The sequence below is a fragment of the Duganella sp. 1224 genome, assembly GCF_013408245.1.
GTDB lineage: Bacteria > Pseudomonadota > Gammaproteobacteria > Burkholderiales > Burkholderiaceae_D > Rugamonas.
The window spans coordinates 595,840-617,232 of sequence record NZ_JACBYS010000001.1 but is presented as its reverse complement, the minus strand read 5'-3'; the positions used below and the strand labels follow the sequence as shown (position 1 = coordinate 617,232).

Sequence of the window (21,393 nt, the reverse complement as noted above, 5' to 3'; positions counted from 1 at the left end):
CTACAGTGCTCGTTTCCGCAGAAACTGGAGCGGGAGAAGAGTCTCGAACTCTCGACCTCAACCTTGGCAAGGTTGCGCTCTACCAACTGAGCTACTCCCGCATTTCGAGTCCAGCATCATAACAGGTGACTGTTGTTTTTGCTAGTACTACTTGTTACTGACTTCGCCGATGCTGGAGCGGGAGAAGAGTCTCGAACTCTCGACCTCAACCTTGGCAAGGTTGCGCTCTACCAACTGAGCTACTCCCGCTTTGCTTCGTCGTCATCAACAACAGGCCAGCATTATAGAGGTTCTACGGCGTCTGTCAATGCTGAATGTAAATATTGTTTATACGATTAGAGTTGGCCGGATTTTTCCTTGATCAGCGGCCACGCCAGGCGCAGGTAGTAGAACATCGACCACACGGTCAGCACCGCCGCCACTTCCAGCAGGCGCGCGCCCCAGAACTGGCTGTCCAGCGCGCCCCACAGCACGTCGTGGAACAGCAGCAGCGGAATGGCGGTCATCTGCGCCGTGGTCTTGATCTTGCCCAGCGAGCTGACCGCCACCGATTTGGACGCGCCGATCTGCGCCATCCATTCGCGCAGCGCCGAGATGGCGATCTCGCGGCCGATGATGATGAAGGACATGACGGCGTTGGCGCGGTCCAGCTGCACCAGCACCAGCAAGGCGCCGGCCACCATCAGCTTGTCCGCCACCGGGTCGAGAAAGGCGCCGAAGGCCGAGGTCTGGTTCCAGCGGCGCGCCAGGAATCCGTCGAACCAGTCGGTGACGGCGGCGATGATGAACACCAGCGTGGCCGCCAGGTTCTGGTCCGCCACCGGCAGCACGGTGGTGGGGAGGTAGTAGACGCCCACCACCAGCGGAATCAGCGCAACGCGCAACCAGGTCAACAGAATCGGAATATTGAAGGGCATAAGCTAAAAGTGATGTGCGGCCGTGAAATTTTGTAATGCGCCGTTAGTCTACCTTGACACCGCGCATTAAACCAGCACCGCAGCAATTGTCGCCCGCTCAGTGCAGCTGCTTGTAGATTTCCTCGGCCAGCGCGCTGGAGATGCCTTCAACTGTTTTCAGATCCTCGACGCTGGCGTTCATCACGCCGCGCAGGCCGCCGAAGCGGGCCAGCAGGCGCTGGCGGCGCTTGGCGCCGATGCCTTCGATCTCTTCCAGCCGCGAGGTCTGGCGCGTCTTGGCGCGCTTGGCGCGCATGCCGGTGATGGCGAAGCGGTGCGCCTCGTCGCGGATCTGCGCCACCAGCATCAGCGCCGCCGATTCCTTGCCCAGTTCCTGCGGCGGCCGGCCGTCGACGAACATCAGCGTCTCCAGGCCCACGCGCCGCCCTTCCCCCTTGGCCACGCCGACGATCAGGCTGATGTCCAGTCCCAGTTCGGCGAACACCTGGCGCGCCATTTCGATCTGGCCCTTGCCGCCGTCGATCAGCACCACGTCCGGCATCACGCCATCGCCATTGGCCACCTTCTCGTAGCGGCGGCACAGTACCTGGCGCATGGCGGCGTAGTCGTCGCCCGGCGTGATGTCGTTGATGTTGTAGCGGCGGTATTCGCCATTCTGCATCTGGTGGTGATGGAACACCACGCACGAGGCCTGCGTCGCCTCGCCTTGCGTGTGCGAGATGTCGAAGCATTCGACGCGCAGCGTGTCGATGTCTTCCACTTCCAGCTGCAAGGCTTCGACCAGCGCGCGCGTGCGCGATTGCTGCGAGCCCTGCTCCGACAGCAGCCGCGCCAGCGAGATCTCGGCGCCCTTCTGCGCCAGTTCCAGCCACTTGCGGCGCTGGTCCTGCGGCTGGAAGATCAGGTTGATGCGGTGGCCGCACTGCTCCTGCAAGGCCTGGATCAGCGCCGGGTGGTTGAATTCGATGTTCAGGATCAGCGTGCCGGGGATGAATTTGTCGGCGTAGTGCTGGGCCAGGAAGGCGGCCAGCACTTCGACTTCGATCGACTCTTCGGCAATCGCCTCGGCATCGCTGACGTGGGTCGGGAAGTAGGCGCGGTCGCCGAGGTGGCGGCCGCCGCGCACCATGGCCAGGTTGACGCACGCGCGGCCGCCCTGCACCAGCACGGCGATGATGTCGACATCGGCGTCGCCGGTGGTTTCCATGCTTTGCTGGTGCAGCACGCGCGACAGCGACTGGATCTGGTTGCGCACCGACGCCGCCTGCTCAAATTTGAGGTCGGCCGCGTAGGCGTGCATTTTCTTTTCCAGGTCTTCCAGCACTTCGGACTGGCGCCCGCGCAGGAAGCGCGCGGCGTTGTCCACGTCGAGCTGGTAGTCTTCCCTGGAGATCAGGTCGACGCACGGCGCGCTGCAGCGGCCGATCTGGTGCAGCAGGCAGGGGCGCGTGCGGTTGGCGTAGACGCTTTCCTCGCAGGTGCGGATCTGGAATACCTTCTGCAGGATCTGCATCGATTCCTTGACCGCCCACGAACTGGGGAAGGGTCCGAAGTACTGGTTCTTCTTGTCCACCGCGCCGCGGTAGTAGACCATGCGCGGGGCGTCGCCGCCGGTGATCTTCAGGTAGGGGTAGGACTTATCGTCGCGGAACAGGATGTTGTAGCGCGGGCTCAGGGCCTTGATCAGGTTATTCTCGAGGATCAGCGCTTCGGCCTCGCTGTGCGTGACGGTGGTTTCGAGCCGGGCGATGCGCTCGACCATCATGGCGATGCGCGGGCTGGCCAGGTTTTTCTGGAAGTAGCTGGACACGCGCTTTTTGAGGTCGCGCGCCTTGCCGACGTAGAGGACTTTGTCCTCGGCGTCGAAGTACCGGTACACGCCCGGCAGGTTGGGCAGCTTGGCGACGGTGGCTAATACTTTTTCGCGCGGATCGCTTACTTCTTCAGTCACTTTTCCTGCTCCACGATGACGAAGGCGACCGCGTAGTCTTCTTCGTCGCTGACGGTCACCTGGGCCGACAGCTTGTTCTTTTCCATGAATTCTTTCAGCACGCCGCTGCAGACGATCATCGGCTTGCCGCTCGGATGATTCAGCATCTGCGCGGCGGGCCAGGTCATCGGCATGCGCATGCCCAGGCCGATGGCCTTGGAGAACGCTTCCTTGGCGGCGAAGCGCGTGGCCACGAAGCGGATGCCGCGCACCGGATGCTTGGCCTTGCGCGCCAAATACTTCTCAAACTCCTGCGGCCCGAGGATCTTCTTCGCAAAACGGTCGCCATGGCGCGCCAGCGCCGCTTCGATGCGCGGGATTTTGCAGATGTCGGTGCCGATCCCGTAAATCATGACGCGCCCCGGCCAATGCGGGTCGAGACCATGATGGCCTTCATCTCGCGCACGGCATTCTCCCAGCCGACGAACACCGCGTGGGCGACGATGGCGTGGCCGATATTCAGTTCGGCGATTTCCGGAATGGCGGCAATCGCCTGCACGTTGGTGTAGTGCAGGCCGTGGCCGGCGTTGACCTTCAGCCCTTTGCCCACGCCATACAGCACGCCGCGGTGGATGCGTTCCAGCTCGGCTGCCTGCTCGGCGCCTTCGGTGTCGGCGTAACGGCCGGTGTGCAGTTCGATCACCGGCGCGCCGATGGCGGCGGTGGCGTCCATCTGCGCCTCTTCGGCGTCGATGAACAGCGACACGCGGATGCCTTCGGCCTGCAGCTGCTTCACCGCGCGCTCGACGGCGTTGTAGTGGCCGACCACATCGAGGCCGCCCTCGGTGGTGACTTCGGTGCGCTTTTCCGGCACCAGGCAAACGTCGGCCGGCTTGATCTTGCAGGCGAAGTCGATCATCTCTTGCGTGACGGCGGCTTCCAGGTTCATGCGGGTGATCAGCTGCGGCGCCAGCGCGATGACGTCGGCGTCCTTGATGTGGCGGCGGTCTTCGCGCAGGTGCAGCGTGATGCAGTCGGCGCCAGCCTGCTCGGCCAGCAGCGCGGCGCGGATCGGGTCCGGGTAACGGGTGCCGCGCGCGTTGCGCAAGGTGGCGACGTGGTCGATGTTCACGCCCAGGTCGATGATGGTGCCGGATGGTTGCAGGAAGCTCATTGTTGTTTTCTCTTATAACTGGGACAGATCGATCAGAATCTGCCGGGTGTTCAACGGCGCGCCGTTCAGGTGGTGCGCGACCAGGAAGCGCATCAGCTGCTTGCTCTGCACCTGGGTGGCGATGTCCTCGTAGTCTTCGCATTCCATGTCCAGCAGCGTCTTGCCGGCCACGCGCGGCCACGGGTCGGAGGCGCGCTCGGGACGCGGGCCGCGCTCGGGATCGACGACGTACACCACGTCCGCGCGCACGGCGCTGCGCGTTTCGACGCAGCGCGAGAAGTCGGCCGCAACGCCCGTCTCTTTAAGTAAGGCTCGTTCGAACTTTCTCAAGACGATGGGCGCCGGCTCGTTGTGCGCGAGCTGGTTGAGGGTGGAGACGTAGTGGTCGAACAACGCCGGGTGGGCGTCGTCGCGCGCCAGCAGCTTGACCAGCAGTTCGTTCAGGTAGAAGCCGCACAGCAGCGCGGTTTTCTCCAGCGGCAGCATGCCGCCCACCCATTCGGCGTCGGTCAGCGTGCGCAGTTCGGATTTGCCCACCCAGCTGCTGGACAGCGGCTGAAAGGTCTGCAGCACGCCGCGCAGTTGCGAGTGCGGGCGCTTGGCGCCCTTGGCGATCAGGGCCACGCGGCCGTAGTCGCGCGTGAACAGGTCGATAATCAGGCTGGTTTCTTTGTAGGGATAGCTGTGCAGCACGAAGGCCGGCTGGCCGGCGACCTTGGTGCCGACGGTGCGCTCGCGCGACGGCGCGCGCGGGCGCTTGGGCGTGGCCGCCGGCGCCGCAGGTACGCCCGCCTCCACCGGCGCCGCGTCGCGCGGTGCGTCCAGGGTGGCGTCTGGCGTGGTGGACATGCTGGTGGTGTGCTTACTCGTAGCCGTACGCGCGCAGGCCCGCTTCGTTATCGGCCCAGCCGGATTTGACCTTGACCCAGATCTCCAGGTACACCGGGCCGCCGAACAGCTTTTCCATGTCCAGCCGCGCCTGCGTCGATACTTCCTTGAGGCGCGCGCCCTTGTTCCCGATGATCATGGACTTGTGCGTGTCGCGTTCCACCAGGATGGCGGCGAAGATGCGGCGCAGATCGCCCTCCTGCTCGAACTTCTCGACCAGCACGGTGCTGGTGTACGGCAGCTCGTCGCCGACGAAGCGGAACAGCTTCTCGCGCACGATTTCCGACGCCATGAATTTTTCGCTGCGGTCGGTGATGTCGTCCGGGCCGAAGATGGCCTCGTTCTCGGGCAGGAACTTCTTCAATTCCTTTTCCAGGCCGTCCAGCTGGAAGCGCAGCTTGGCCGATACCGGCACGATGGCGGCGAAGTTGAACTTGGCCGCGACCTGCTGCGCGAACGGCATCAATGCCGCCTTGTCCTTCACGCGGTCGGCCTTGTTGATGACCAGGATCACCGGCACCTCGGTCGGCAGCAGATCCAGCACCTGCTGGTCGGCCGGGCCGAAGGTGCCCGCCTCGATCACGAACAGGATCAGATCCGACGAGATCAAGGTGTTGGTGACGGTCTTGTTCAGGTTCTTGTTCAGCGCATTGGCGTGGCGCGTCTGGAAGCCCGGCGTGTCGACGTAGATGAACTGGGCGTCGTCATAGGTCTGGATGCCGGTGATGCGGTGGCGCGTGGTCTGCGCCTTGCGCGAGGTGATGCTGACCTTGGCGCCGATCAGGGTGTTCATCAGCGTGGACTTGCCCACGTTGGGGCGGCCCACAATGGCGATATAGCCGCAGCGGAAGTTGTCGGCGGAAGTCGTTTCGGTCGTCATGGTGTTCTCTTGTTATTTATTGGCTGCCTTGGCCGACGGCGTCGGCTGCTCCTGCACGGTGGCGATGCCGGCCAGCTTGAGTTGCGCCGCGCGCGGCTTGGACTTGCGGGCGGCGGCCGGCGCCTTCTGCACCGCCTGTTCGGCGGCGGCCAGCGCCAGCTTGGCGGCGGCCTGTTCGCCGGCGCGGCGGCTGCCGCCACGGCCAAACACCTGGATGCCGAGTTTCGGCACCAGGCATTCGATCTCGAATTCCTGGCTGTGCGCGGCGCCGTGGGTGGCGATCACGTTGTACAGCGGCAGCGAGATCTTCTTCGACTGCAGGAATTCCTGCAGCAGCGTCTTGGCGTCCTTGCCCAGCGTTTGCGGATCGACCGAGTCCAGGATCGGAATGTAGAACGAGCGGATGGCCGCGCGCGCCGGCTCGAAGCCGCCGTCGAGGAAAATGGCGCCCAGCAGCGCCTCCAGCGTATCGGCCAGGATCGACGGCCGGCGGAAGCCGCCCGATTTCAGCTCGCCCTCGCCCAGGCGCAGGAAGTGCGACAGCTCCAGTTTCTGCGCGATTTCGTACAGCGACTGCTGCTTGACCAGGTTGGCGCGCAGGCGCGACAGGTCGCCCTCGTCGATCTCGATATAGCGCTCGTACAGGATGGAGGCCACCACGCAGTTCAGCACCGAATCGCCCAGGAACTCCAGCCGTTCGTTATGCACACTGCTGTGGCTACGGTGCGTCAAGGCCTGCTGTAGAAGACCAGCATCCTGGAACGTGTAGCCTAAACGAGTTTGCAATAACTGGAGATTCATTATGTGGTCGGTTCTTTATTCGGTTTTCGCGGGTTTGGCGCCACGCTTGGCGGTGGTGCCTTCATACTCAAGCAACAAACTGGCCGGTCCGACCAGCGGGATTTTCTTCTCGTAGGCGAAACTGATTTCCGTCTCGCCGTTGTCTTTTTCAATGATCAGGTCACGGCTGCTGATCGAGCTGATGTAGCCGGCCGTGGCGCTGGCGTCAAACGACTTCTGGATCTCGGCCACGCCGCCGCCGGTGGCCTTGGCCGTGACGATGGCGTTCTGGATCGCGCGGTACTCCATGTAGGTCGGCACAATCTTCAGGGCCAGCATCAGGACACAGCCCAACACCGCCAACACCACGATCAAGCCTACCAGCGAAATGCCTTCCTGTCGTTTGTGCATCTTAGCCCCTTTTAGTGGATGCTACCGATACGGCGCAGGTTACCCAGATTCATCCAGACAAAGAATGCCTTGCCGACAATATTCTTGTCCGGCACGAAGCCCCAGTAGCGGCTGTCGAGGCTGTTGTCCCGGTTGTCGCCCATCATGAAGTAGTTGCCCGCCGGAACTACGCAGGTAAAGCCTTCATAGCGGTAGGTGCAGTTCTCGTTGTGCGGGAACGGGTCCACCGCCTCGCGGCTGTAGGTCGGCTTGCTGTCGTCATTCAGGATGCGATGGCTGACGCCGGTCAGGTTTTCCTCGAATTGCTTGTTGTACACCAGGCGCTCGTCGTTCAGGTAATCGTCCAGCGGGGTGTACTTCACTTCCACGCCGTTGACGGTTAAGCGCTTGTTTTCATACGTAATTTTATCACCCGGCACGCCGATCACGCGTTTGATGTAATCCTGGCTCATATCCTTGGGATACTTGAACACCATCACATCGCCGCGCTGCGGGTCGTTGATCTGGATGATTTTCTTGTTGATCACCGGCAGGCGGATGCCGTAGGTGAACTTATTCACGAGGATCAGGTCGCCCACCAGCAAGGTCGGCACCATCGACGACGACGGAATCTTGAACGGCTCGTACAGGAAGGAGCGCAGGAAAAACACCAGCGCGATCACCGGGAAGAAGCTGCCCGAGTACTCGATCCAGGTCGGCTGGCGCAGGATGCCGGCTTCCAGTTCGCCGCGCTTGCCCAGGTTGTCCAGCTTGATGCCGTCGGCGGTGGCCTTGGCGGTGCGGGCGTCGTACTCGGCCAGCGCGCGGTCGGCGGCGGCGCGGCGCTGCTTGGCCAAGTAGAACACGTCCAGGCACCAGATCACGCCGGTGATCACCATCAGCACGAACAGGATTAATGCAAAGTTTCCTAAGATGACTTGCAGGCTCATTTCTCGTCCACTTGTAAGATTGCCAGGAATGCTTCTTGTGGAATTTCCACCGAGCCCACCTGTTTCATGCGTTTTTTACCGGCCTTCTGCTTCTCCAGCAGCTTCTTCTTGCGGCTGACGTCGCCGCCGTAGCACTTGGCCAGCACGTTCTTGCGCAGCGCCTTGACGTTTTCACGCGAGATGACGTTGACGCCGATCGCGGCCTGGATCGCCACGTCAAACATCTGGCGCGGGATCAGCTCGCGCATCTTGGCGGCCACCTGGCGGCCACGGTAAGCCGAGTTGGAACGGTGGACGATGATGGCCAGCGCGTCGACCTTCTCGCCGTTGATCAGCATGTCGACCTTGACCACGTCCGAGGCGCGGTATTCCTTGAACTCGTAGTCCATCGAGGCGTAGCCGCGCGAGGTGGACTTCAGCTTGTCGAAGAAGTCCAGCACGATCTCGCCCATCGGCATTTCGTACACCAGCTTGACCTGGCGGCCGTGGTAGCTCATGTCCATCTGCACGCCGCGCTTGCCGATGCACAGCGTGATGACCGAGCCGACGTACTCTTGCGGCATGTACAGGTTGACGGTGACGATCGGTTCGCGGATCTCGTTGATCTTGGTGGTTTCCGGCATGCGCGATGGGTTGTCGACCTTGATCACCGAGCCGTCGCGCATTTCCACCTCGTACACCACGGTCGGCGCGGTGGTGATCAGGTCCATGTCGAACTCGCGTTCGAGACGTTCCTGCACGATCTCCATGTGCAGCAGGCCGAGGAAGCCGCAGCGGAAGCCGAAGCCCAGCGCCTGCGACACTTCCGGCTCGTACATCAGCGCGGCGTCGTTCAGTTTGAGTTTTTCCAGCGAGTCGCGCAGCGCGTCGTACTGGTTGGCCTCGACCGGGAACAGGCCGGCAAACACCTGCGGCTGCACTTCCTTGAAGCCAGGCAGCGGCGCGGCGGCGCCGTTCACCGCGTGGGTGATGGTGTCGCCCACGCGCGCGGCCTTCAGTTCCTTGATGCCGGCGATGACGAAGCCCACCTGGCCGGCCGACAGCTGCGGCAGCGACACCGAGCGCGGCGAGAAAATACCGATGTCTTCCACCAGCTGCACCGAGTCGGTGGCCATCAGCTTGATTTTTTCCTTGGGCTTCAGCGTGCCGTTGACCACGCGCACCAGCATCACCACGCCGACGTAGGCGTCGTACCAGGAATCGACGATCAGCGCCTGCAGCGGCGCGGCCGGGTCGCCCTTTGGCGGCGGCACCTTGGCGATGATCGATTCCAGCACGTCTTCCACGCCCAGGCCGGTCTTGGCCGAGCATTGGACGGCGTCGCCGGCCTCGATGCCGATCACGTCTTCGATTTCCTTGATGGCGCTGGGCGGATCGGCGTTCGGCAGGTCGATCTTGTTCAGCACCGGCACCACTTCCACGCCCAGGTCGAGCGCGGTGTAGCAGTTGGCCACGGTCTGGGCTTCCACGCCTTGCGAGGCGTCCACCACCAGCAGCGCACCTTCGCAGGCCGACAGCGAGCGCGACACTTCGTACGAGAAGTCGACGTGGCCCGGGGTGTCGATCAAGTTCAGGTTGTAGACGACGCCGTCACGGGCTTTGTATTGCAGGGCAGCGGTTTGCGCCTTGATCGTGATGCCGCGCTCGCGCTCCAGATCCATCGAATCGAGCACTTGCGCTTCCATCTCGCGGTCGGACAGGCCGCCGCACAGCTGAATGATGCGGTCAGCCAGCGTCGATTTGCCGTGGTCGATGTGAGCGATGATGGAGAAATTGCGTATGTTGTTCATTAACAAATATTCAAAAACAGGTTGGACACGACGGGCCCACAATACAAAAAAGCGCTCCGAACGGGGCGAAGCCCTGGCGAGCGCCTTGTGGAAATATGCTTTGCCCCGGCATTTTACCGGATTTCAGAGTGGAAAGCCCGATTTATGCCACGCGAAATGCACTTGCCTGGCGTTTCAGCACTTCGCGCACCCGGGCTTCGTCCAGGAAGTAGTGGCACAGTTCCGGCTGGGACAGATCGGCGAACAAGACGGGCACCAGTTCGTCGTATTGCGCCAGCAGCTGCGGGTCGTTGGCGGCGTCGATGTCGATGACGTCGACGGTGAAGGTCCGACCCGGTGGCTGGAGGCGCATCAGCGCGTCCAGCATGTCCTGGCATAAATGGCAATAACTGCGGGAGTACAGTGTGAAATGCATCGTCAGCGCGTCGTTCCGGCGCACGCCGGAACCCATGCTGAATAAGCTCGGCATGGGCCGCAGCGGCGGACCGCCCGGCTTTCGCCGGGACGACTTCGGTTACTTTGCGGTTGGCCGCAGCGAAATGAAGCGGGTCGAATCGTCGCGGCGCACCAGCAGCACCGACGGCTTTTTCGGATCCAGCTTGGCCACCAGCTCATTGAACTGCTTGGCGTTCCTGATCTCGGTGTTATTCAGCTGCAACAGCACATCGCCCTCCTCCAGCGAGGCATTGGCCGCCACGCCCTCGGCCGAATCCACCAGCACGCCGCCGTCCACGCCCAGCTCCTTCTTCTGCTCGGCGCTGAGGTCGATCACCTTCAGCCCCAGCGCGTTGGCCTTGGCCGCTTCCGGCGCCGGCTTGCCGCCCTTGCCCTTGCCGGCCTTGGCGCCCTTGTCCGCGTCCAGCTCGGCCACCGTCACCGGCAGCGTCAGCTCGGCGCCCTTGCGCCACACGGTCACGGTGGCCTTGCTGTCCAGCGCGCTGTCGCCCACCAGGCGTGGCAGGTCGGACGAACGGTTGACCGAGGTGCCGTTAAACTTCAGGATGATGTCGCCGGCCTTGATGCCCGCCTTGTCGGCAGGACCGCCCGGCTCCACCAGCGCCACCTCGGCGCCCTGCGCGTTCTTCAGGCCCAGCGATTCCGCCACTTCCTTGCTGACTTCGCCGATCTGCACGCCGATGCGGCCGCGCGTGACCTTGCCGTTCTTCTTCAGCTGTTCCGACACGCGGATCGCCTCGTTGATCGGCACCGCGAACGAAATGCCGTTCGAGCCGCCCGACAGCGTGGCGATCTGCGAGTTGATGCCGATGACCTCGCCGCGCATATTGATCAGCGGGCCGCCCGAGTTGCCGGGGTTGACCGCCACGTCGGACTGGATCAGCGGCAGGTATTCGCCGGTGTCGCGCGCCTTGGCCGAGATGATGCCGGCGGTGACGGTGTTTTCCAGGTTGAACGGCGAGCCGATGGCAATCACCCACTCGCCGGCGCGGATCTTGTCCGAGTTGCCCATCACCAGGAAGGGAAGCTTGTCGCCCTCGATCTTCAGCACGGCCACGTCGGTGCTGGTGTCGGCGCCCAGCACCTTGGCCTTGAATTCGCGCTTATCGGTCAGCGTGACGAATACTTCGTCGGCGCCGTCGACCACGTGGGCATTGGTCATCACGTAGCCGTCGGCCGACAGGATGAAGCCGGAGCCGACGCCGCGGTTGACCGGCTCGTCGGACGGCGCCTGGCCACGGCGGCCGCGGCCATTCGGCGCGGCGCCCGGCGGCAGCTGGCCGCCGAAGAAGCGGCGCAGCAATTCCTGCATATCGTCATCGCCCGGCAGGCCGTTGGCGCCCTTGCCCTGTTTCGGCCGCTCGGTGGTGCGGATATTCACCACCGCCGGGCCAACGCGGTCGACCAGGTCGGCAAAGTCCGGCAAGCCGATGACGGCGCCGGTGACCGGCGAGGCTGCCGTGGCGGGCGACATCCCCAGGGACATCCATAAACTGGCGCCGAGGACCAGCGCGGACAACGTTTTACTACCAGCAGAGAAGTTATTTTTCATGGAGTATCGGTCTCTTCTTGAAAAGTCAGGATGCAAGCGCGCCGCCATCGCGTCGGCGTGGTTGGCGCGACGAGAGGCTAGCACATGGTAAGCGAAAAGTCGCTATGCCGTATGCGCGAAAAGATTATAAAGCCAGCAGGCTTAGGGGAAAATGATGGCGGCCGGCTGTTCTTCAAGATCGGCCGGCGCCGGCGCGTGGGGCGCCTCGGCCGCCAGCCGCGCCGCCAGGCGGGCGCTGAAGCCGGCGCTGAGGCCGGGAGCGGGGGCGCCGCGCAGCACGTCGCCGGCCAGGTGGTAGGCGCGCCAGGCCGCCTGCCCTTCGGGAGTGTCGAGCGCGGCCAGGGCCAGTTCGCGTTCGCTGTCCGGCAATTCGCCGTCGGCCAGTGCCGAGATATGTTCACGCAGCTGTTTATCGGTGTCCATCACGATCCCGCCATCATAAGTTGCCGAATATCATCATCATTCCCGCCTTACCAGCGCTTGTCAACCGGCATATCCAGCAAGGGTTTCAATTTCTCGGCGATGACTTCGCGGGCGCGGAAGATGCGGCTGCGCACGGTCCCGATGGGACAGGCCATGATGTCGGAAATTTCCTCATAGCTCAAGCCCTCGATCTCGCGCAGCGCGATCGCGGTCCGCAAGTCCACCGGCAAGGCATCCATCGCTGCGTTGACGGTCTGGGCGATTTGCTTGCTGGCCAGCATGGATTCTGGCGTATTGATGTCGCGCAGATGCTCGCCATCGTATCCTTCGGCCTGTTCGCTGTCGGCGTCGGTGGACGTGGGCGTGCGCCGCCCCTGCGTCGCCAGGTGGTTCTTGGCGGTATTGATGCCGATGCGGTACAGCCAGGTGTAGAAGGCCGAGTCGCCGCGAAAATGCCGCAACGCCCGATATGCCTTGATAAAGGTTTCCTGCACCACGTCCTCCGCCTCGGCAGGGTCGTGCACGATACGCGACAGCAGGCGCATCAGCCGGCGTTGGTACTTCGCCACCAGCATGTCAAACGCCTGCTTGTCGCCGTCACGGACCCGTTCGACCAGCAATTGGTCACACTCGCGTTCTGTCGTCACTCCTGCATTCCTCGGTGGCCTGCAGCGATACGTCCGGCCATATGCTATAGAGTTAGCTCGCTGCAAGAAGTTCACACTGCCGGCGTGTTTATTTCGGTGCGCGCCGCCGCGCGGCAGGCCAGCGCCAGCGGCCGCCAGTGGGCCGGCGCCACGCTGTCCGGCAGCACGGTCAGCAGCGCGGCCCGGCCGGCCGCGTCGCCCAGCCGCAGCAACAGCAGCCGCGGCCACAAGGTCGAGCCGCCCAGCAGGCGCAGCGCGCCACCGTTGTGCTGGTATACCGCCAGCCGCATGTGGCCGACACCGGATATATCAAGCTGGCGCGCGATAGCCGGCGGCCGGCCGCGCAGCCACGCCAGCGCGCCGGCCAGCAGGCACAACAGCGGCGCCACCACGCCGGGACACGCGGCGGCGGACGCCATCACGCAACAGCACAAGCCGGCATGCACAAGGCGCAGGCCGCGCGAGGGGCGGACGATGACGGACACCGCGATCGACATGACGGCAGCACCACAAACACATGAATTTAAAAACGGGGAAAACTGCGTGGTAGCGCCAGCCAGTGAAGGCTGGGCAATTCAGGCGCCGGCGAGTGCCGGCGCCCCGAATTCTCGCTCACCTTGTTTGGACAAGGTGAGCACAGAATTAGTTCAAACTATTTTCAGATCTTACCGAAGACCAGGCTGCCGTTGGTGCCGCCGAAGCCGAACGAGTTTTTCACTGCATACTCGATCTTCATGTCGCGCGCCGTGTTGGCAACGAAGTCCAGGTCACAGGCCGGATCCTGGTTGAAGATGTTGATGGTCGGTGGCGACACCTGGTGGTGTACCGCCAGCACCGTGAACACCGACTCCAGGCCGCCCGCGCCGCCCAGCAGGTGGCCGGTCATCGACTTGGTCGAATTGACCACCAGCTTTTTGGCGTGGTCGCCGAAAGTGCGCTTGATGCCCTGCACTTCGGCCACGTCGCCCTGCGGCGTCGAGGTGCCGTGCGCGTTCACATAGTGCACCTGGTCCGGGTTGATGCCGGCGTTGCGCAGGGCGGCTTGCGCCGACTTGCTGCCACCGCTGCCATCTTCCAGAGGCGAGGTCATGTGATACGCGTCGGCGCTCATGCCAAAGCCGAGCAGTTCCGCGTAGATCTTGGCGCCGCGCGCCTTGGCGTGTTCGTACTCTTCGAGCACCATCACGCCGGCGCCCTCGCCCAGCACGAAGCCGTCGCGATCCTGGTCCCATGGACGGGACGCGGTCGCCGGATCATCGTTGCGCGACGACAGCGCCTTGGCCGAGGCGAAGCCGCCCAGGCCCAGTGGCGACACGGTCGATTCAGCGCCGCCGGCAATCATCACATCGGCATCGCCGTACTCGATCAGACGAGCGGCGGCGCCAATGCAGTGCAGGCCGGTGGTGCAAGCCGTCACGATCGACAGGTTAGGACCACGCATGCCGTACTTGATCGACAGGTTGCCCGAGATCATGTTAATGATCGAGGCCGGCACGAAGAACGGCGAGATACGGCGCGGACCGCGCTTGTCGTAGTCTTCCTTCTGTTCTTCGATCATCGGCAGGCCGCCGATGCCGGAACCGACGATGACGCCGATACGGTCGGCGTTTTCTTCGGTGACAACCACGCCCGAGTCCTGCACAGCCTGGATGCCGGCCGCCATGCCGTAATGGATGAAGGTATCCATGTGGCGGGCTTCCTTGGCCGAGATGTAGTCCTCGATGTTGAAGCCTTTGACTTCGCCGGCAAAGCGGGTGCTGAAAGCAGATGCGTCAAACTTGGTGATGGTGGCAATCCCGGATTTACCCTCGACGGCTGCGGCCCACGACTCGGCAATGTTATTGCCGATCGGAGTCACGGCGCCCAGGCCGGTAATGACAACACGACGGTTTTTAGAACCTCTCAAGCGATTCTCCTAAAGTCGATCGGGCAGGTATTACGCCTTGACGTGCGCGGTCGCGTAGTCGATCGCCTGCTGCACGGTGGTGATTTTCTCTGCTTGTTCGTCAGGGATTTCCATTTCGAACTCGTCTTCCAGGGCCATCACCAGTTCCACGGTGTCCAGCGAGTCAGCGCCCAGATCGTCAACGAACGACGATTCGGTTTTGATGTCTGCTTCGGCGACGCCCAGTTGCTCAGCGACGATTTTCTTTACGCGTTGTTCGATATCCGACATGTTATGGCTCCATTTTGTTTGTTACGGAAAGCGCGCATTTTATCAGGTTTGCGCGCTGAAAAACGAATTTCAGTGTCTGCTGCTAAATATACTGAAATCCCTACTAAAAGATTTGAACAGGCTTTGAATACAGCCCATTCTCATCAATTCATATACATACCGCCATTCACGTGGAGGGTGGTGCCGGTAATATAAGCGGCTTGCGGCGACGCCAGGAAGGCGACCGCCGCGGCGATGTCCTCCGGCTTGCCGAGGCGCGCCAGCGGAATCTGGGTTAGCAAGGCGGCGTGCTGTTCTTCGCCCAGCCCCTTGGTCATGTCGGTGTCGATGAAGCCCGGCGCCACGCTGTTGACGGTGATGTTGCGGCTGCCGATTTCACGCGCCAGCGCGCGCGTCATGCCTTCCACGCCGGCCTTGGCGGCGGCGTAGTTCATCTGGCCCGGGTTGCCCGACGAGGCCACCACCGAGGTGATGTTGATGATGCGGCCGGTCTTGGCCTTCATCATGCCGCGCAGCACGGCGCGCGACAGGCGGCCGACCGAATTCAGGTTGGTGGCGATGACGTTGTCCCACTCCTCGTCCTTCATGCGCATGGCCAGCTGGTCTTGCGTGATGCCGGCGTTGTTGACCAGGATGCCCACCGCGCCATAGGTCTTGCCGATCTCGTCGACGATGGCGGCGCACGCTTCAGCGTTGGTGACGTTCAGCACCATGCCCTTGCCGGCTTCCGCGCCGATCTCGGCCAGGTAAGCGGAGATCGCCTCGGCGCCGGCCTCGGTGGTGGCGGTGCCGACCACTTTCGCGCCCTGGCGCGCCAGTTCCTGGGCAATCGCCTTGCCGATGCCGCGCGATGCGCCCGTTACCAGGGCGACTTGATTTGCTAAAGTCATGTAAGTCCTTCTACAGTAAATACGGAGTGTGCCTGAAAGCGCAAACGATTATTTGAGCTTGCTCAAGACGGCGTCCAGCGAAGCCTGGTCGAAGATCGCGTCGCCGGCCAGGTTGCCGTCGATGCGCTTGGTCAGGCCCATCAGCACCTTGCCCGGGCCGCACTCGACCACGTCAACGATGCCGTCGGCGGCGATCTTCTGCACGGTTTCCACCCAGCGCACCGGCGCGGCGGCCTGGCGCACCAGCGCATCCTTGATGGCGGCCGGGTCGTTCAGCACGGCCACGTCGACGTTGTTGATCAGCGGGATCTGCGGCGCGGCGAAGGCGATGTCGGCCAGGTACGCGCGCAGGCGGTCCGACGCCGGCTTCAGCAGCGACGAGTGGAACGGCGCCGACACCGGCAGCTTCATGGCGCGCTTGGCGCCCTTGCCCTTGGCGATCTCGCAGGCGCGCTCGACGGCGGCGGTGTCGCCGGCAATCACCACCTGCGCCGGCGCATTGAAGTTGACCGCCTCGACCACGCCACCAGCGGCGGCCGCTTCGGCGCACGCAGCGCGCACGTCGTCATCCGACAGACCCAGCACCACGGCCATCGTGCCCTGCCCGACCGGCACGGCTTCCTGCATGGCTTGCGCGCGGAAGCGCACCAGCGGCACGGCGTCCTTGAAGGCGACCACGCCGGCGGCGACCAGCGCCGAGTATTCGCCCAGGCTGTGGCCGGCCACGACCGACGGCAGCGGGCCGCCGGCGGCGATCCACGCGCGGTAGGTGGCCACGGCGGCGGTCAGCATTACCGGCTGGGTGTTGGTGGTCAGGTCCAGCTCTTCCTTCGGGCCTTCGGCGATCAGCTTGCCGAGGTCGAAGCCGATGGCGTCCGACGCTTCAGCGACGGTCTGCGCGACCACCGGGTTGCCGGCAAAGCCGTCCAGCATCGCAATCGCCTGCGAGCCCTGGCCTGGGAATACAAAAGCAAATTTAGTCATGACTTCATCTCTTTTTAATTATTGGCAGCAAAGCTATCATCGAATCATGACAGCACTGCTACCGCTGAGTCCGTTAGAACTCTAATTCTAATTCAGCTTAAAACTTGGCCAGCACCGCGCCCCAGGTAAAGCCGCCGCCCACGCCTTCCATCATGATGTTCTGGCCGGGCTTGACGCGGCCATCGCGCACGGCGGCGTCCAGCGCCAGCGGAATCGATGCGGCCGAGGTGTTGCCGTGCTGATCGACGGTGACCACCATTTTTTCCATCGGCAGGCCCAGCTTCCTGGCGGTGCCGCTCATGATGCGCAGGTTGGCCTGGTGCGGGATCAGCCAGTCGATCTGGTCCTGCTGCATGCCGGCTTTTTCCAGCGTTTCGTTGGCCACCTTCTCCAGCACGGAGACGGCCATCTTGAACACCGCCGGGCCGTCCATGTACAGGTAGGCTTCGCCGGCAGTGGCGCTGCTGAAGGTGCTGGGCATGCACAGGATGTCGGAGTGGCGGCCATCGGCGTGCAGCGCGGTCGCCAGGATGCCCGGCTCTTGCGAGGCGGTCAGCACCACGGCGCCGGCGCCGTCGCCGAACAGCACGCAGGTGGTGCGGTCACTGAAATCGAGGATGCGGGAGAACACTTCGGCGCCGATCACCAGCACGTTCTTGTGCACGCCGGCGCGGATGAAGGCATCGGCGGTCGACAGCGCGTAGACGAAGCCGCTGCACACGGCCTGCACGTCGACGGCGGCGCCGTTGTTGGTGATGCCCAGTTTTTGCTGCACCACGCAGGCGGTGCTGGGGAAGCTGCCGAAGAAGTCCGGCGTCGAGCTGGCCACGATGATCAGGTCGATGTCGTTGGGCTGCAGGCCAGCCATGTCCAGCGCGTTGTGGGCGGCCTTGACCGCCAGGTCGGACGATTTTTCGTCCGCCGCGGCGAAGTGGCGCGCCGCGATGCCGCTGCGGGTGACGATCCACTCGTCCGAGGTTTCGATGCCTTTGGCGGCGAGTTGATCAGCCAGCTCCTGATTGGTCACCCGCCTGGCTGGCAGGTAGCTGCCGGTGCCGATAATTTTGCTATACAAGGTCATGCCGTTTTACCTAGTTAGTTGAGCTTGGTACTTCCGGAGTATCGGTGCTGCGCGGCATCAGCTCGGCGATCAGGGTCGAGATATGCGGCAACACGTCATTTTTTGCAGCATCATACGCCCGCTTGATCGCCCATTCAAAGGAATATGCGTCGGCGCCGCCATGGCTCTTGAACACCAGCCCGCGCAAACCCAGCAGGCTGGCGCCGTTATAGCGCGACGGCGACAGGCGTTTCTTGATGTTGTTCAGCGCGCCGCGGCCAATCAGGGCGCTCAGCATGGTCAGCGGATTGCGGGTGAATTCGGACTTGACGGTGTCGGCGAAGAAGCGCGCCACGCCTTCGACGGCCTTGAGCGTGACGTTGCCGGTAAAGCCGTCGCACACCACGATGTCGGTGGTGCCCTTGAAGATGTCGTTGCCTTCCACATTGCCGTGGAAGTTGAGCGCGCCGCGCTCGTGGTCGGTCTGCAGCAGCTTGCTGGTGGCCTTGACCACGTCGTTGCCCTTGATGTCCTCGGTGCCGACGTTCAGCAGGCCGATGGTCGGGCGCGGGTTGTTTTCCATGGCCGACACCAGCACCGAGCCCATGATGGCAAACTGGTGCAGGTGGTGCGGCTCGCAGTCGACGTTGGCGCCGAGGTCCAGCACGTAGGTCGGGCCGTTTTTCTGGTTGGGCATGATGCTGCAGATGGCCGGGCGGTCAACGCCGCTCATGGTCTTCAGCACATAGCGGGCGACCGCCATCAGCGCGCCGGTGTTGCCGGCCGAGACGGACGCCTGGGCGTTACCGTCCTTCACTTGCTCGATGGCGACGCGCATCGACGAATCCTTCTTGCGGCGCAGGGCCACTTCCAGCGGATCGTCCATGGTGACTTGTTCGGAGGCGTGGACCACGCTCAGACGCGGATGGGCGTCGGCATGGTGTTTCTTCAACTCGGCGCGGATGACGTCTTCGAGGCCAACAAGGATCAGCTCGGCATCAGGCTCGCGGTTGACGAAGGAAACAGCTGCGGGGATGGTGACCGACGGGCCGTGATCGCCACCCATGCAGTCGATAGAGATTTTGATTGTCATTGTTATGGCAAGCGGCGGGACCGCGACTTCCGGACTCCGCGTTGGAACATGACGGTGTGCAAAACGAAATTGCAGCCGATGAAAAAAGAAAAAGCGATGCTACACAAGTCAGCACCGCCTGTTTCCGGGTCCAGCAAAAACGTCGATTACTCGTCGTTCTTGGTTTTCAGGACTTTGCGACCACGGTAGAAGCCGTTAGGGCTGATGTGGTGACGCAGGTGGGTTTCACCGGTGGTTGGCTCGATCGCCAGTTGCGGAGCAACCAGGAAATCGTGCGAACGGTGCATACCGCGCTTCGATGGGGATTTTTTGTTCTGTTGAACTGCCATGTTAATGACTCCTAATACATAAGTTCTAAAATTCTAACACAATCGACCGGCATATACATGCAAATCGAGCCCTACTACTTTGCTACTGCGAACTTGCCAAGACTCGATGAACACGCGTATTGACACGTCTGGTACTACAACTTATTCGGATTTGAGGCTCTTCAGAGCGTCGAAGGGCGAGATCTTCTCGCTTTTTGCCTTGTCCAGCAGGCTGGAATCCGGGCAGACATCGTGACGCGGCGATTGCGGCAAGGCCAGCAATGCTTCGTCTTCCACCAGGTACATCAGCTCCATGCTGCGACTACCAACGATGACGTCGATCGATTCGTCGTCTATCGTTTCTTCAATTTCATCCGCCTCTGCGTCATCCTTACCCAGCATCAGCACCGTCGACGAATCGAGGTGGTGAGCGTAAGGCTGCAGGCAGCGCTGGCACACCAGCTGGACGGTGCCGTTGACCGACAGCGTCATTTGCGGGAAGCCCAGTTTGTGGGTGGTCCCGACCGCGCTCCAGGCGATCGCGCCGGAATTGTCAGCACATTCCTTGACCAGACGGGTCATTTCAGCGACAGGCGTCACGCCTTCCTGGCTGCTGTTGGTCCGACAAAATTCAAAGGTGTCGATCACAAAAGCATTCATTACAGAAAATTCCCCGGAAAACCTGCGATAATAGCAGGGTTTTCGTCATCAAGTCAAAGCCTTCGTGATTGTTGCGGCTTTTTTGCCGCCCCAATCACCGGCGACAGAGCATATAACATTCCTTTCATGACATCAAGTTTACTCGTACTGGCCTCCAGTTCCGCCTACCGCAAGGAATTGCTCACCCGCCTGCAACTGCCTTTCGAGGTGGCCGTGCCCGCCATCGATGAAACGCCGTTGCCGGGCGAAACGCCGGACGCCACCGCCCTGCGCCTGGCGCTGGAAAAAGCCGCCGCCGTGGCCACCAAGATGCCGGGCGCCATCGTCATCGGCTCCGACCAGGTCGCCACGCTGGACGATGAACAGATCGGCAAGCCCGGCAACCACGCCAACGCCCTCGCCCAGCTGCAAAAGATGCGCGGCCGCGAAGTCATCTTCCACACCGCGCTATGCGTCTGGGACGGCCGCGACGGCACCCACCAGCTGCAGGACATCCAGACCGTGGTCCGGTTCCGCGACCTGCCGGACGAGGAACTGGACGCCTACCTGCGCATCGAGCAGCCCTACGACTGCGCCGGCAGCGCCAAGAACGAGGCGCTCGGCATCGCCATCCTGGAACGCATCGACAGCAGCGACCCGACCGCCCTCACCGGCTTGCCATTAATCGCGCTGACAGGCATGCTGCGCAACATCGGCGTCACCTTCTTTCAAAACAAACAATGACCGGCACCCTCTTTTTAATACCGAACACCCTGGGCCAGACCGAAGCGCTGGCCCACGTGCTGCCTGAACAGGTGCAGCGCATCACCTCGCAACTGGGTTACTTCGTCGCGGAAAACGCCAAGACCGCGCGCGCCTTCCTCAAGCTGGTCGGCGCCCAGCATCCGCTGCGCAAGCCGCTGCAGGAAATCCACATCGCCGAACTCAACGTCAACACCCCGGCCGCCGCGCTCAACGACCTGCTGGCGCCGCTGCTGGCCGGCCAGGATGGCGGCCTGGTGTCGGAAGCCGGCGTGCCGGCGGTGGCCGATCCCGGCGCCGACCTGGTGCGGCTGGCGCATCAGCACAAGATTCCGGTGCGGCCGCTGGTCGGGCCGTCGTCGCTGCTGCTGGCGGTCATGGCGAGCGGCCTCAACGGCCAGAGCTTCGCCTTCAACGGCTACCTGCCGACCGACGCCGCCCAGCGCGCCCAGCGCATCAAGGAGCTGGAACAGCGCTCGCGCAAGGAAAAGCAGACGCAACTGTTCATCGAAACGCCATACCGCAATGCCGCCATGCTGGAAGCGCTGGTGGCGTCCTGCGCGCCGGGCACGCTGGTATGCGTGGCGACCGACCTCAGCCTGCCTTCAGAAACCATCCGTACCATGACGGCGGCGCAATGGAAAACCGCGCCGGCGCCGGACTTCCACAAAAAACCGACCGTATTCCTGCTGCTGGGCCAATAA

Annotated in this window: 25 protein-coding genes and 2 tRNA genes; 2 read left to right on the top strand and 25 right to left on the bottom strand. The window is 62.8% G+C overall.

The features are described from left to right. Positions 1-25: 25 nt before the first annotated feature. From FHW58_RS02880 to FHW58_RS02760, 25 genes are all read right to left on the bottom strand, one after another. A tRNA-Gly gene (locus tag FHW58_RS02880) sits at positions 26-101 on the bottom strand. Positions 102-173: 72 nt separating this feature from the next. Then, positions 174-249: transfer RNA gene (locus FHW58_RS02875), tRNA-Gly, on the bottom strand. 86 nt (positions 250-335) lie between these two features. Further along, positions 336-917 carry a CDP-diacylglycerol--glycerol-3-phosphate 3-phosphatidyltransferase gene (gene pgsA / locus FHW58_RS02870; RefSeq protein WP_179671561.1) on the bottom strand — a complete coding sequence of 194 codons (582 nt, stop codon included), beginning with the start codon at positions 915-917 and terminating at the stop codon, positions 336-338. A 97-nt stretch (positions 918-1,014) separates the two neighbouring features. Continuing rightward, the gene (gene uvrC / locus FHW58_RS02865) at positions 1,015-2,868 is read right to left on the bottom strand and encodes an excinuclease ABC subunit UvrC (protein ID WP_179671560.1); all 1,854 of its coding nucleotides are present in this window, start codon (positions 2,866-2,868) and stop codon (positions 1,015-1,017) included. After that, positions 2,865-3,260 carry a holo-ACP synthase gene (gene acpS / locus FHW58_RS02860; protein ID WP_179671559.1) on the bottom strand — a complete coding sequence of 132 codons (396 nt, stop codon included), beginning with the start codon at positions 3,258-3,260 and terminating at the stop codon, positions 2,865-2,867. Before acpS ends, uvrC begins: the two co-directional genes overlap by 4 nt. Beyond that, positions 3,257-4,021 carry a pyridoxine 5'-phosphate synthase gene (gene pdxJ, locus FHW58_RS02855; RefSeq protein WP_179671558.1) on the bottom strand — a complete coding sequence of 255 codons (765 nt, stop codon included), beginning with the start codon at positions 4,019-4,021 and terminating at the stop codon, positions 3,257-3,259. The genes acpS and pdxJ overlap by 4 nt, the downstream gene beginning before the upstream one ends. 12 nt (positions 4,022-4,033) lie before the next feature. Next, the gene (gene recO / locus FHW58_RS02850; protein WP_179671557.1) at positions 4,034-4,870 is read right to left on the bottom strand and encodes a DNA repair protein RecO; all 837 of its coding nucleotides are present in this window, start codon (positions 4,868-4,870) and stop codon (positions 4,034-4,036) included. Between the two features lie 13 nt (positions 4,871-4,883). Then, positions 4,884-5,789: a GTPase Era gene (gene era, locus FHW58_RS02845; protein ID WP_179671556.1), complete on the bottom strand. Its 906-nt coding sequence runs from the start codon at positions 5,787-5,789 to the stop codon at positions 4,884-4,886. A gap of 12 nt (positions 5,790-5,801) precedes the next feature. Further along, a complete protein-coding gene (gene rnc / locus FHW58_RS02840; protein WP_179671555.1) occupies positions 5,802-6,590 on the bottom strand; it encodes a ribonuclease III in 789 nt (262 codons plus the stop codon). A gap of 15 nt (positions 6,591-6,605) precedes the next feature. After that, on the bottom strand, positions 6,606-6,980 hold the full coding sequence (locus FHW58_RS02835; protein ID WP_179671554.1) for a DUF4845 domain-containing protein: 375 nt from the start codon (positions 6,978-6,980) through the stop codon (positions 6,606-6,608). An 11-nt stretch (positions 6,981-6,991) separates the two neighbouring features. Further along, the gene (gene lepB / locus FHW58_RS02830; protein WP_179671553.1) at positions 6,992-7,909 is read right to left on the bottom strand and encodes a signal peptidase I; all 918 of its coding nucleotides are present in this window, start codon (positions 7,907-7,909) and stop codon (positions 6,992-6,994) included. Further along, complete coding sequence (gene lepA, locus FHW58_RS02825; protein ID WP_179671552.1) at positions 7,906-9,699, bottom strand: translation elongation factor 4; 1,794 nt, start codon at positions 9,697-9,699, stop codon at positions 7,906-7,908. The genes lepB and lepA overlap by 4 nt, the downstream gene beginning before the upstream one ends. Before the next feature lie 142 nt (positions 9,700-9,841). Next, on the bottom strand, positions 9,842-10,114 hold the full coding sequence (locus FHW58_RS02820; RefSeq protein ID WP_179673246.1) for a glutaredoxin family protein: 273 nt from the start codon (positions 10,112-10,114) through the stop codon (positions 9,842-9,844). 99 nt (positions 10,115-10,213) lie between these two features. Next, positions 10,214-11,629: a DegQ family serine endoprotease gene (locus tag FHW58_RS02815; protein WP_373996658.1), complete on the bottom strand. Its 1,416-nt coding sequence runs from the start codon at positions 11,627-11,629 to the stop codon at positions 10,214-10,216. Positions 11,630-11,848: 219 nt separating this feature from the next. Continuing rightward, positions 11,849-12,130, bottom strand: a complete 282-nt coding sequence (locus FHW58_RS02810) for a sigma-E factor negative regulatory protein (RefSeq protein WP_179671551.1) — start codon at positions 12,128-12,130, stop codon at positions 11,849-11,851. Positions 12,131-12,177: 47 nt separating this feature from the next. After that, positions 12,178-12,777, bottom strand: a complete 600-nt coding sequence (rpoE, locus tag FHW58_RS02805) for an RNA polymerase sigma factor RpoE (protein WP_179671550.1) — start codon at positions 12,775-12,777, stop codon at positions 12,178-12,180. Positions 12,778-12,848: 71 nt separating this feature from the next. Then, on the bottom strand, positions 12,849-13,274 hold the full coding sequence (locus FHW58_RS02800; RefSeq protein ID WP_179671549.1) for a protein YgfX: 426 nt from the start codon (positions 13,272-13,274) through the stop codon (positions 12,849-12,851). A 161-nt stretch (positions 13,275-13,435) separates the two neighbouring features. Next, positions 13,436-14,683, bottom strand: a complete 1,248-nt coding sequence (fabF, locus tag FHW58_RS02795; protein ID WP_179671548.1) for a beta-ketoacyl-ACP synthase II — start codon at positions 14,681-14,683, stop codon at positions 13,436-13,438. Positions 14,684-14,713: 30 nt separating this feature from the next. Further along, positions 14,714-14,953, bottom strand: a complete 240-nt coding sequence (gene acpP, locus FHW58_RS02790; RefSeq protein WP_055936274.1) for an acyl carrier protein — start codon at positions 14,951-14,953, stop codon at positions 14,714-14,716. Between the two features lie 143 nt (positions 14,954-15,096). Further along, positions 15,097-15,843, bottom strand: coding sequence for a 3-oxoacyl-ACP reductase FabG (gene fabG, locus FHW58_RS02785; RefSeq protein WP_179671547.1), 747 nt, complete (start codon positions 15,841-15,843; stop codon positions 15,097-15,099). Positions 15,844-15,891: 48 nt separating this feature from the next. Next, a complete protein-coding gene (gene fabD / locus FHW58_RS02780; RefSeq protein WP_179671546.1) occupies positions 15,892-16,827 on the bottom strand; it encodes an ACP S-malonyltransferase in 936 nt (311 codons plus the stop codon). A gap of 97 nt (positions 16,828-16,924) precedes the next feature. Then, the gene (locus FHW58_RS02775) at positions 16,925-17,908 is read right to left on the bottom strand and encodes a beta-ketoacyl-ACP synthase III (protein ID WP_304506247.1); all 984 of its coding nucleotides are present in this window, start codon (positions 17,906-17,908) and stop codon (positions 16,925-16,927) included. 10 nt (positions 17,909-17,918) lie between these two features. Further along, positions 17,919-18,980: a phosphate acyltransferase PlsX gene (plsX, locus tag FHW58_RS02770; protein ID WP_179671545.1), complete on the bottom strand. Its 1,062-nt coding sequence runs from the start codon at positions 18,978-18,980 to the stop codon at positions 17,919-17,921. A 146-nt stretch (positions 18,981-19,126) separates the two neighbouring features. Further along, positions 19,127-19,309: a 50S ribosomal protein L32 gene (gene rpmF / locus FHW58_RS02765; protein WP_072783806.1), complete on the bottom strand. Its 183-nt coding sequence runs from the start codon at positions 19,307-19,309 to the stop codon at positions 19,127-19,129. Between the two features lie 141 nt (positions 19,310-19,450). Continuing rightward, positions 19,451-19,948, bottom strand: a complete 498-nt coding sequence (locus FHW58_RS02760; RefSeq protein WP_179671544.1) for a DUF177 domain-containing protein — start codon at positions 19,946-19,948, stop codon at positions 19,451-19,453. Positions 19,949-20,074: 126 nt separating this feature from the next. Between FHW58_RS02760 and FHW58_RS02755 the strand changes: the two genes are divergently transcribed. Further along, on the top strand, positions 20,075-20,671 hold the full coding sequence (locus FHW58_RS02755) for a Maf-like protein (protein WP_179671543.1): 597 nt from the start codon (positions 20,075-20,077) through the stop codon (positions 20,669-20,671). Beyond that, positions 20,668-21,393 carry an SAM-dependent methyltransferase gene (locus FHW58_RS02750; protein ID WP_179671542.1) on the top strand — a complete coding sequence of 242 codons (726 nt, stop codon included), beginning with the start codon at positions 20,668-20,670 and terminating at the stop codon, positions 21,391-21,393. The genes FHW58_RS02755 and FHW58_RS02750 overlap by 4 nt, the downstream gene beginning before the upstream one ends.

Excerpts from the sequence above, each read along its gene's own strand:
- plsX (WP_179671545.1), bottom strand. The coding sequence starts at position 18,980 with ATGACAATCAAAATCTCTATCGACTGCATGGGTGGCGATCACGGCCCG.
- FHW58_RS02835 (WP_179671554.1), bottom strand. The coding sequence starts at position 6,980 with ATGCACAAACGACAGGAAGGCATTTCGCTGGTAGGCTTGATCGTGGTG.
- FHW58_RS02750 (WP_179671542.1), top strand. The coding sequence starts at position 20,668 with ATGACCGGCACCCTCTTTTTAATACCGAACACCCTGGGCCAGACCGAA.
- fabG (WP_179671547.1), bottom strand. The coding sequence starts at position 15,843 with ATGACTTTAGCAAATCAAGTCGCCCTGGTAACGGGCGCATCGCGCGGC.
- rnc (WP_179671555.1), bottom strand. The coding sequence starts at position 6,590 with ATGAATCTCCAGTTATTGCAAACTCGTTTAGGCTACACGTTCCAGGAT.
- FHW58_RS02775 (WP_304506247.1), bottom strand. The coding sequence starts at position 17,908 with ATGACCTTGTATAGCAAAATTATCGGCACCGGCAGCTACCTGCCAGCC.
- FHW58_RS02755 (WP_179671543.1), top strand. The coding sequence starts at position 20,075 with ATGACATCAAGTTTACTCGTACTGGCCTCCAGTTCCGCCTACCGCAAG.
- FHW58_RS02760 (WP_179671544.1), bottom strand. The coding sequence starts at position 19,948 with ATGAATGCTTTTGTGATCGACACCTTTGAATTTTGTCGGACCAACAGC.
- era (WP_179671556.1), bottom strand. The coding sequence starts at position 5,789 with ATGACGACCGAAACGACTTCCGCCGACAACTTCCGCTGCGGCTATATC.
- FHW58_RS02800 (WP_179671549.1), bottom strand. The coding sequence starts at position 13,274 with ATGTCGATCGCGGTGTCCGTCATCGTCCGCCCCTCGCGCGGCCTGCGC.
- FHW58_RS02815 (WP_373996658.1), bottom strand. The coding sequence starts at position 11,629 with ATGTCGCCCGCCACGGCAGCCTCGCCGGTCACCGGCGCCGTCATCGGC.
- fabD (WP_179671546.1), bottom strand. The coding sequence starts at position 16,827 with ATGACTAAATTTGCTTTTGTATTCCCAGGCCAGGGCTCGCAGGCGATT.
- rpmF (WP_072783806.1), bottom strand. The coding sequence starts at position 19,309 with ATGGCAGTTCAACAGAACAAAAAATCCCCATCGAAGCGCGGTATGCAC.
- pgsA (WP_179671561.1), bottom strand. The coding sequence starts at position 917 with ATGCCCTTCAATATTCCGATTCTGTTGACCTGGTTGCGCGTTGCGCTG.
- FHW58_RS02820 (WP_179673246.1), bottom strand. The coding sequence starts at position 10,114 with ATGCATTTCACACTGTACTCCCGCAGTTATTGCCATTTATGCCAGGAC.
- acpS (WP_179671559.1), bottom strand. The coding sequence starts at position 3,260 with ATGATTTACGGGATCGGCACCGACATCTGCAAAATCCCGCGCATCGAA.
- pdxJ (WP_179671558.1), bottom strand. The coding sequence starts at position 4,021 with ATGAGCTTCCTGCAACCATCCGGCACCATCATCGACCTGGGCGTGAAC.
- lepB (WP_179671553.1), bottom strand. The coding sequence starts at position 7,909 with ATGAGCCTGCAAGTCATCTTAGGAAACTTTGCATTAATCCTGTTCGTG.
- lepA (WP_179671552.1), bottom strand. The coding sequence starts at position 9,699 with ATGAACAACATACGCAATTTCTCCATCATCGCTCACATCGACCACGGC.
- FHW58_RS02810 (WP_179671551.1), bottom strand. The coding sequence starts at position 12,130 with ATGGACACCGATAAACAGCTGCGTGAACATATCTCGGCACTGGCCGAC.
- acpP (WP_055936274.1), bottom strand. The coding sequence starts at position 14,953 with ATGTCGGATATCGAACAACGCGTAAAGAAAATCGTCGCTGAGCAACTG.
- recO (WP_179671557.1), bottom strand. The coding sequence starts at position 4,870 with ATGTCCACCACGCCAGACGCCACCCTGGACGCACCGCGCGACGCGGCG.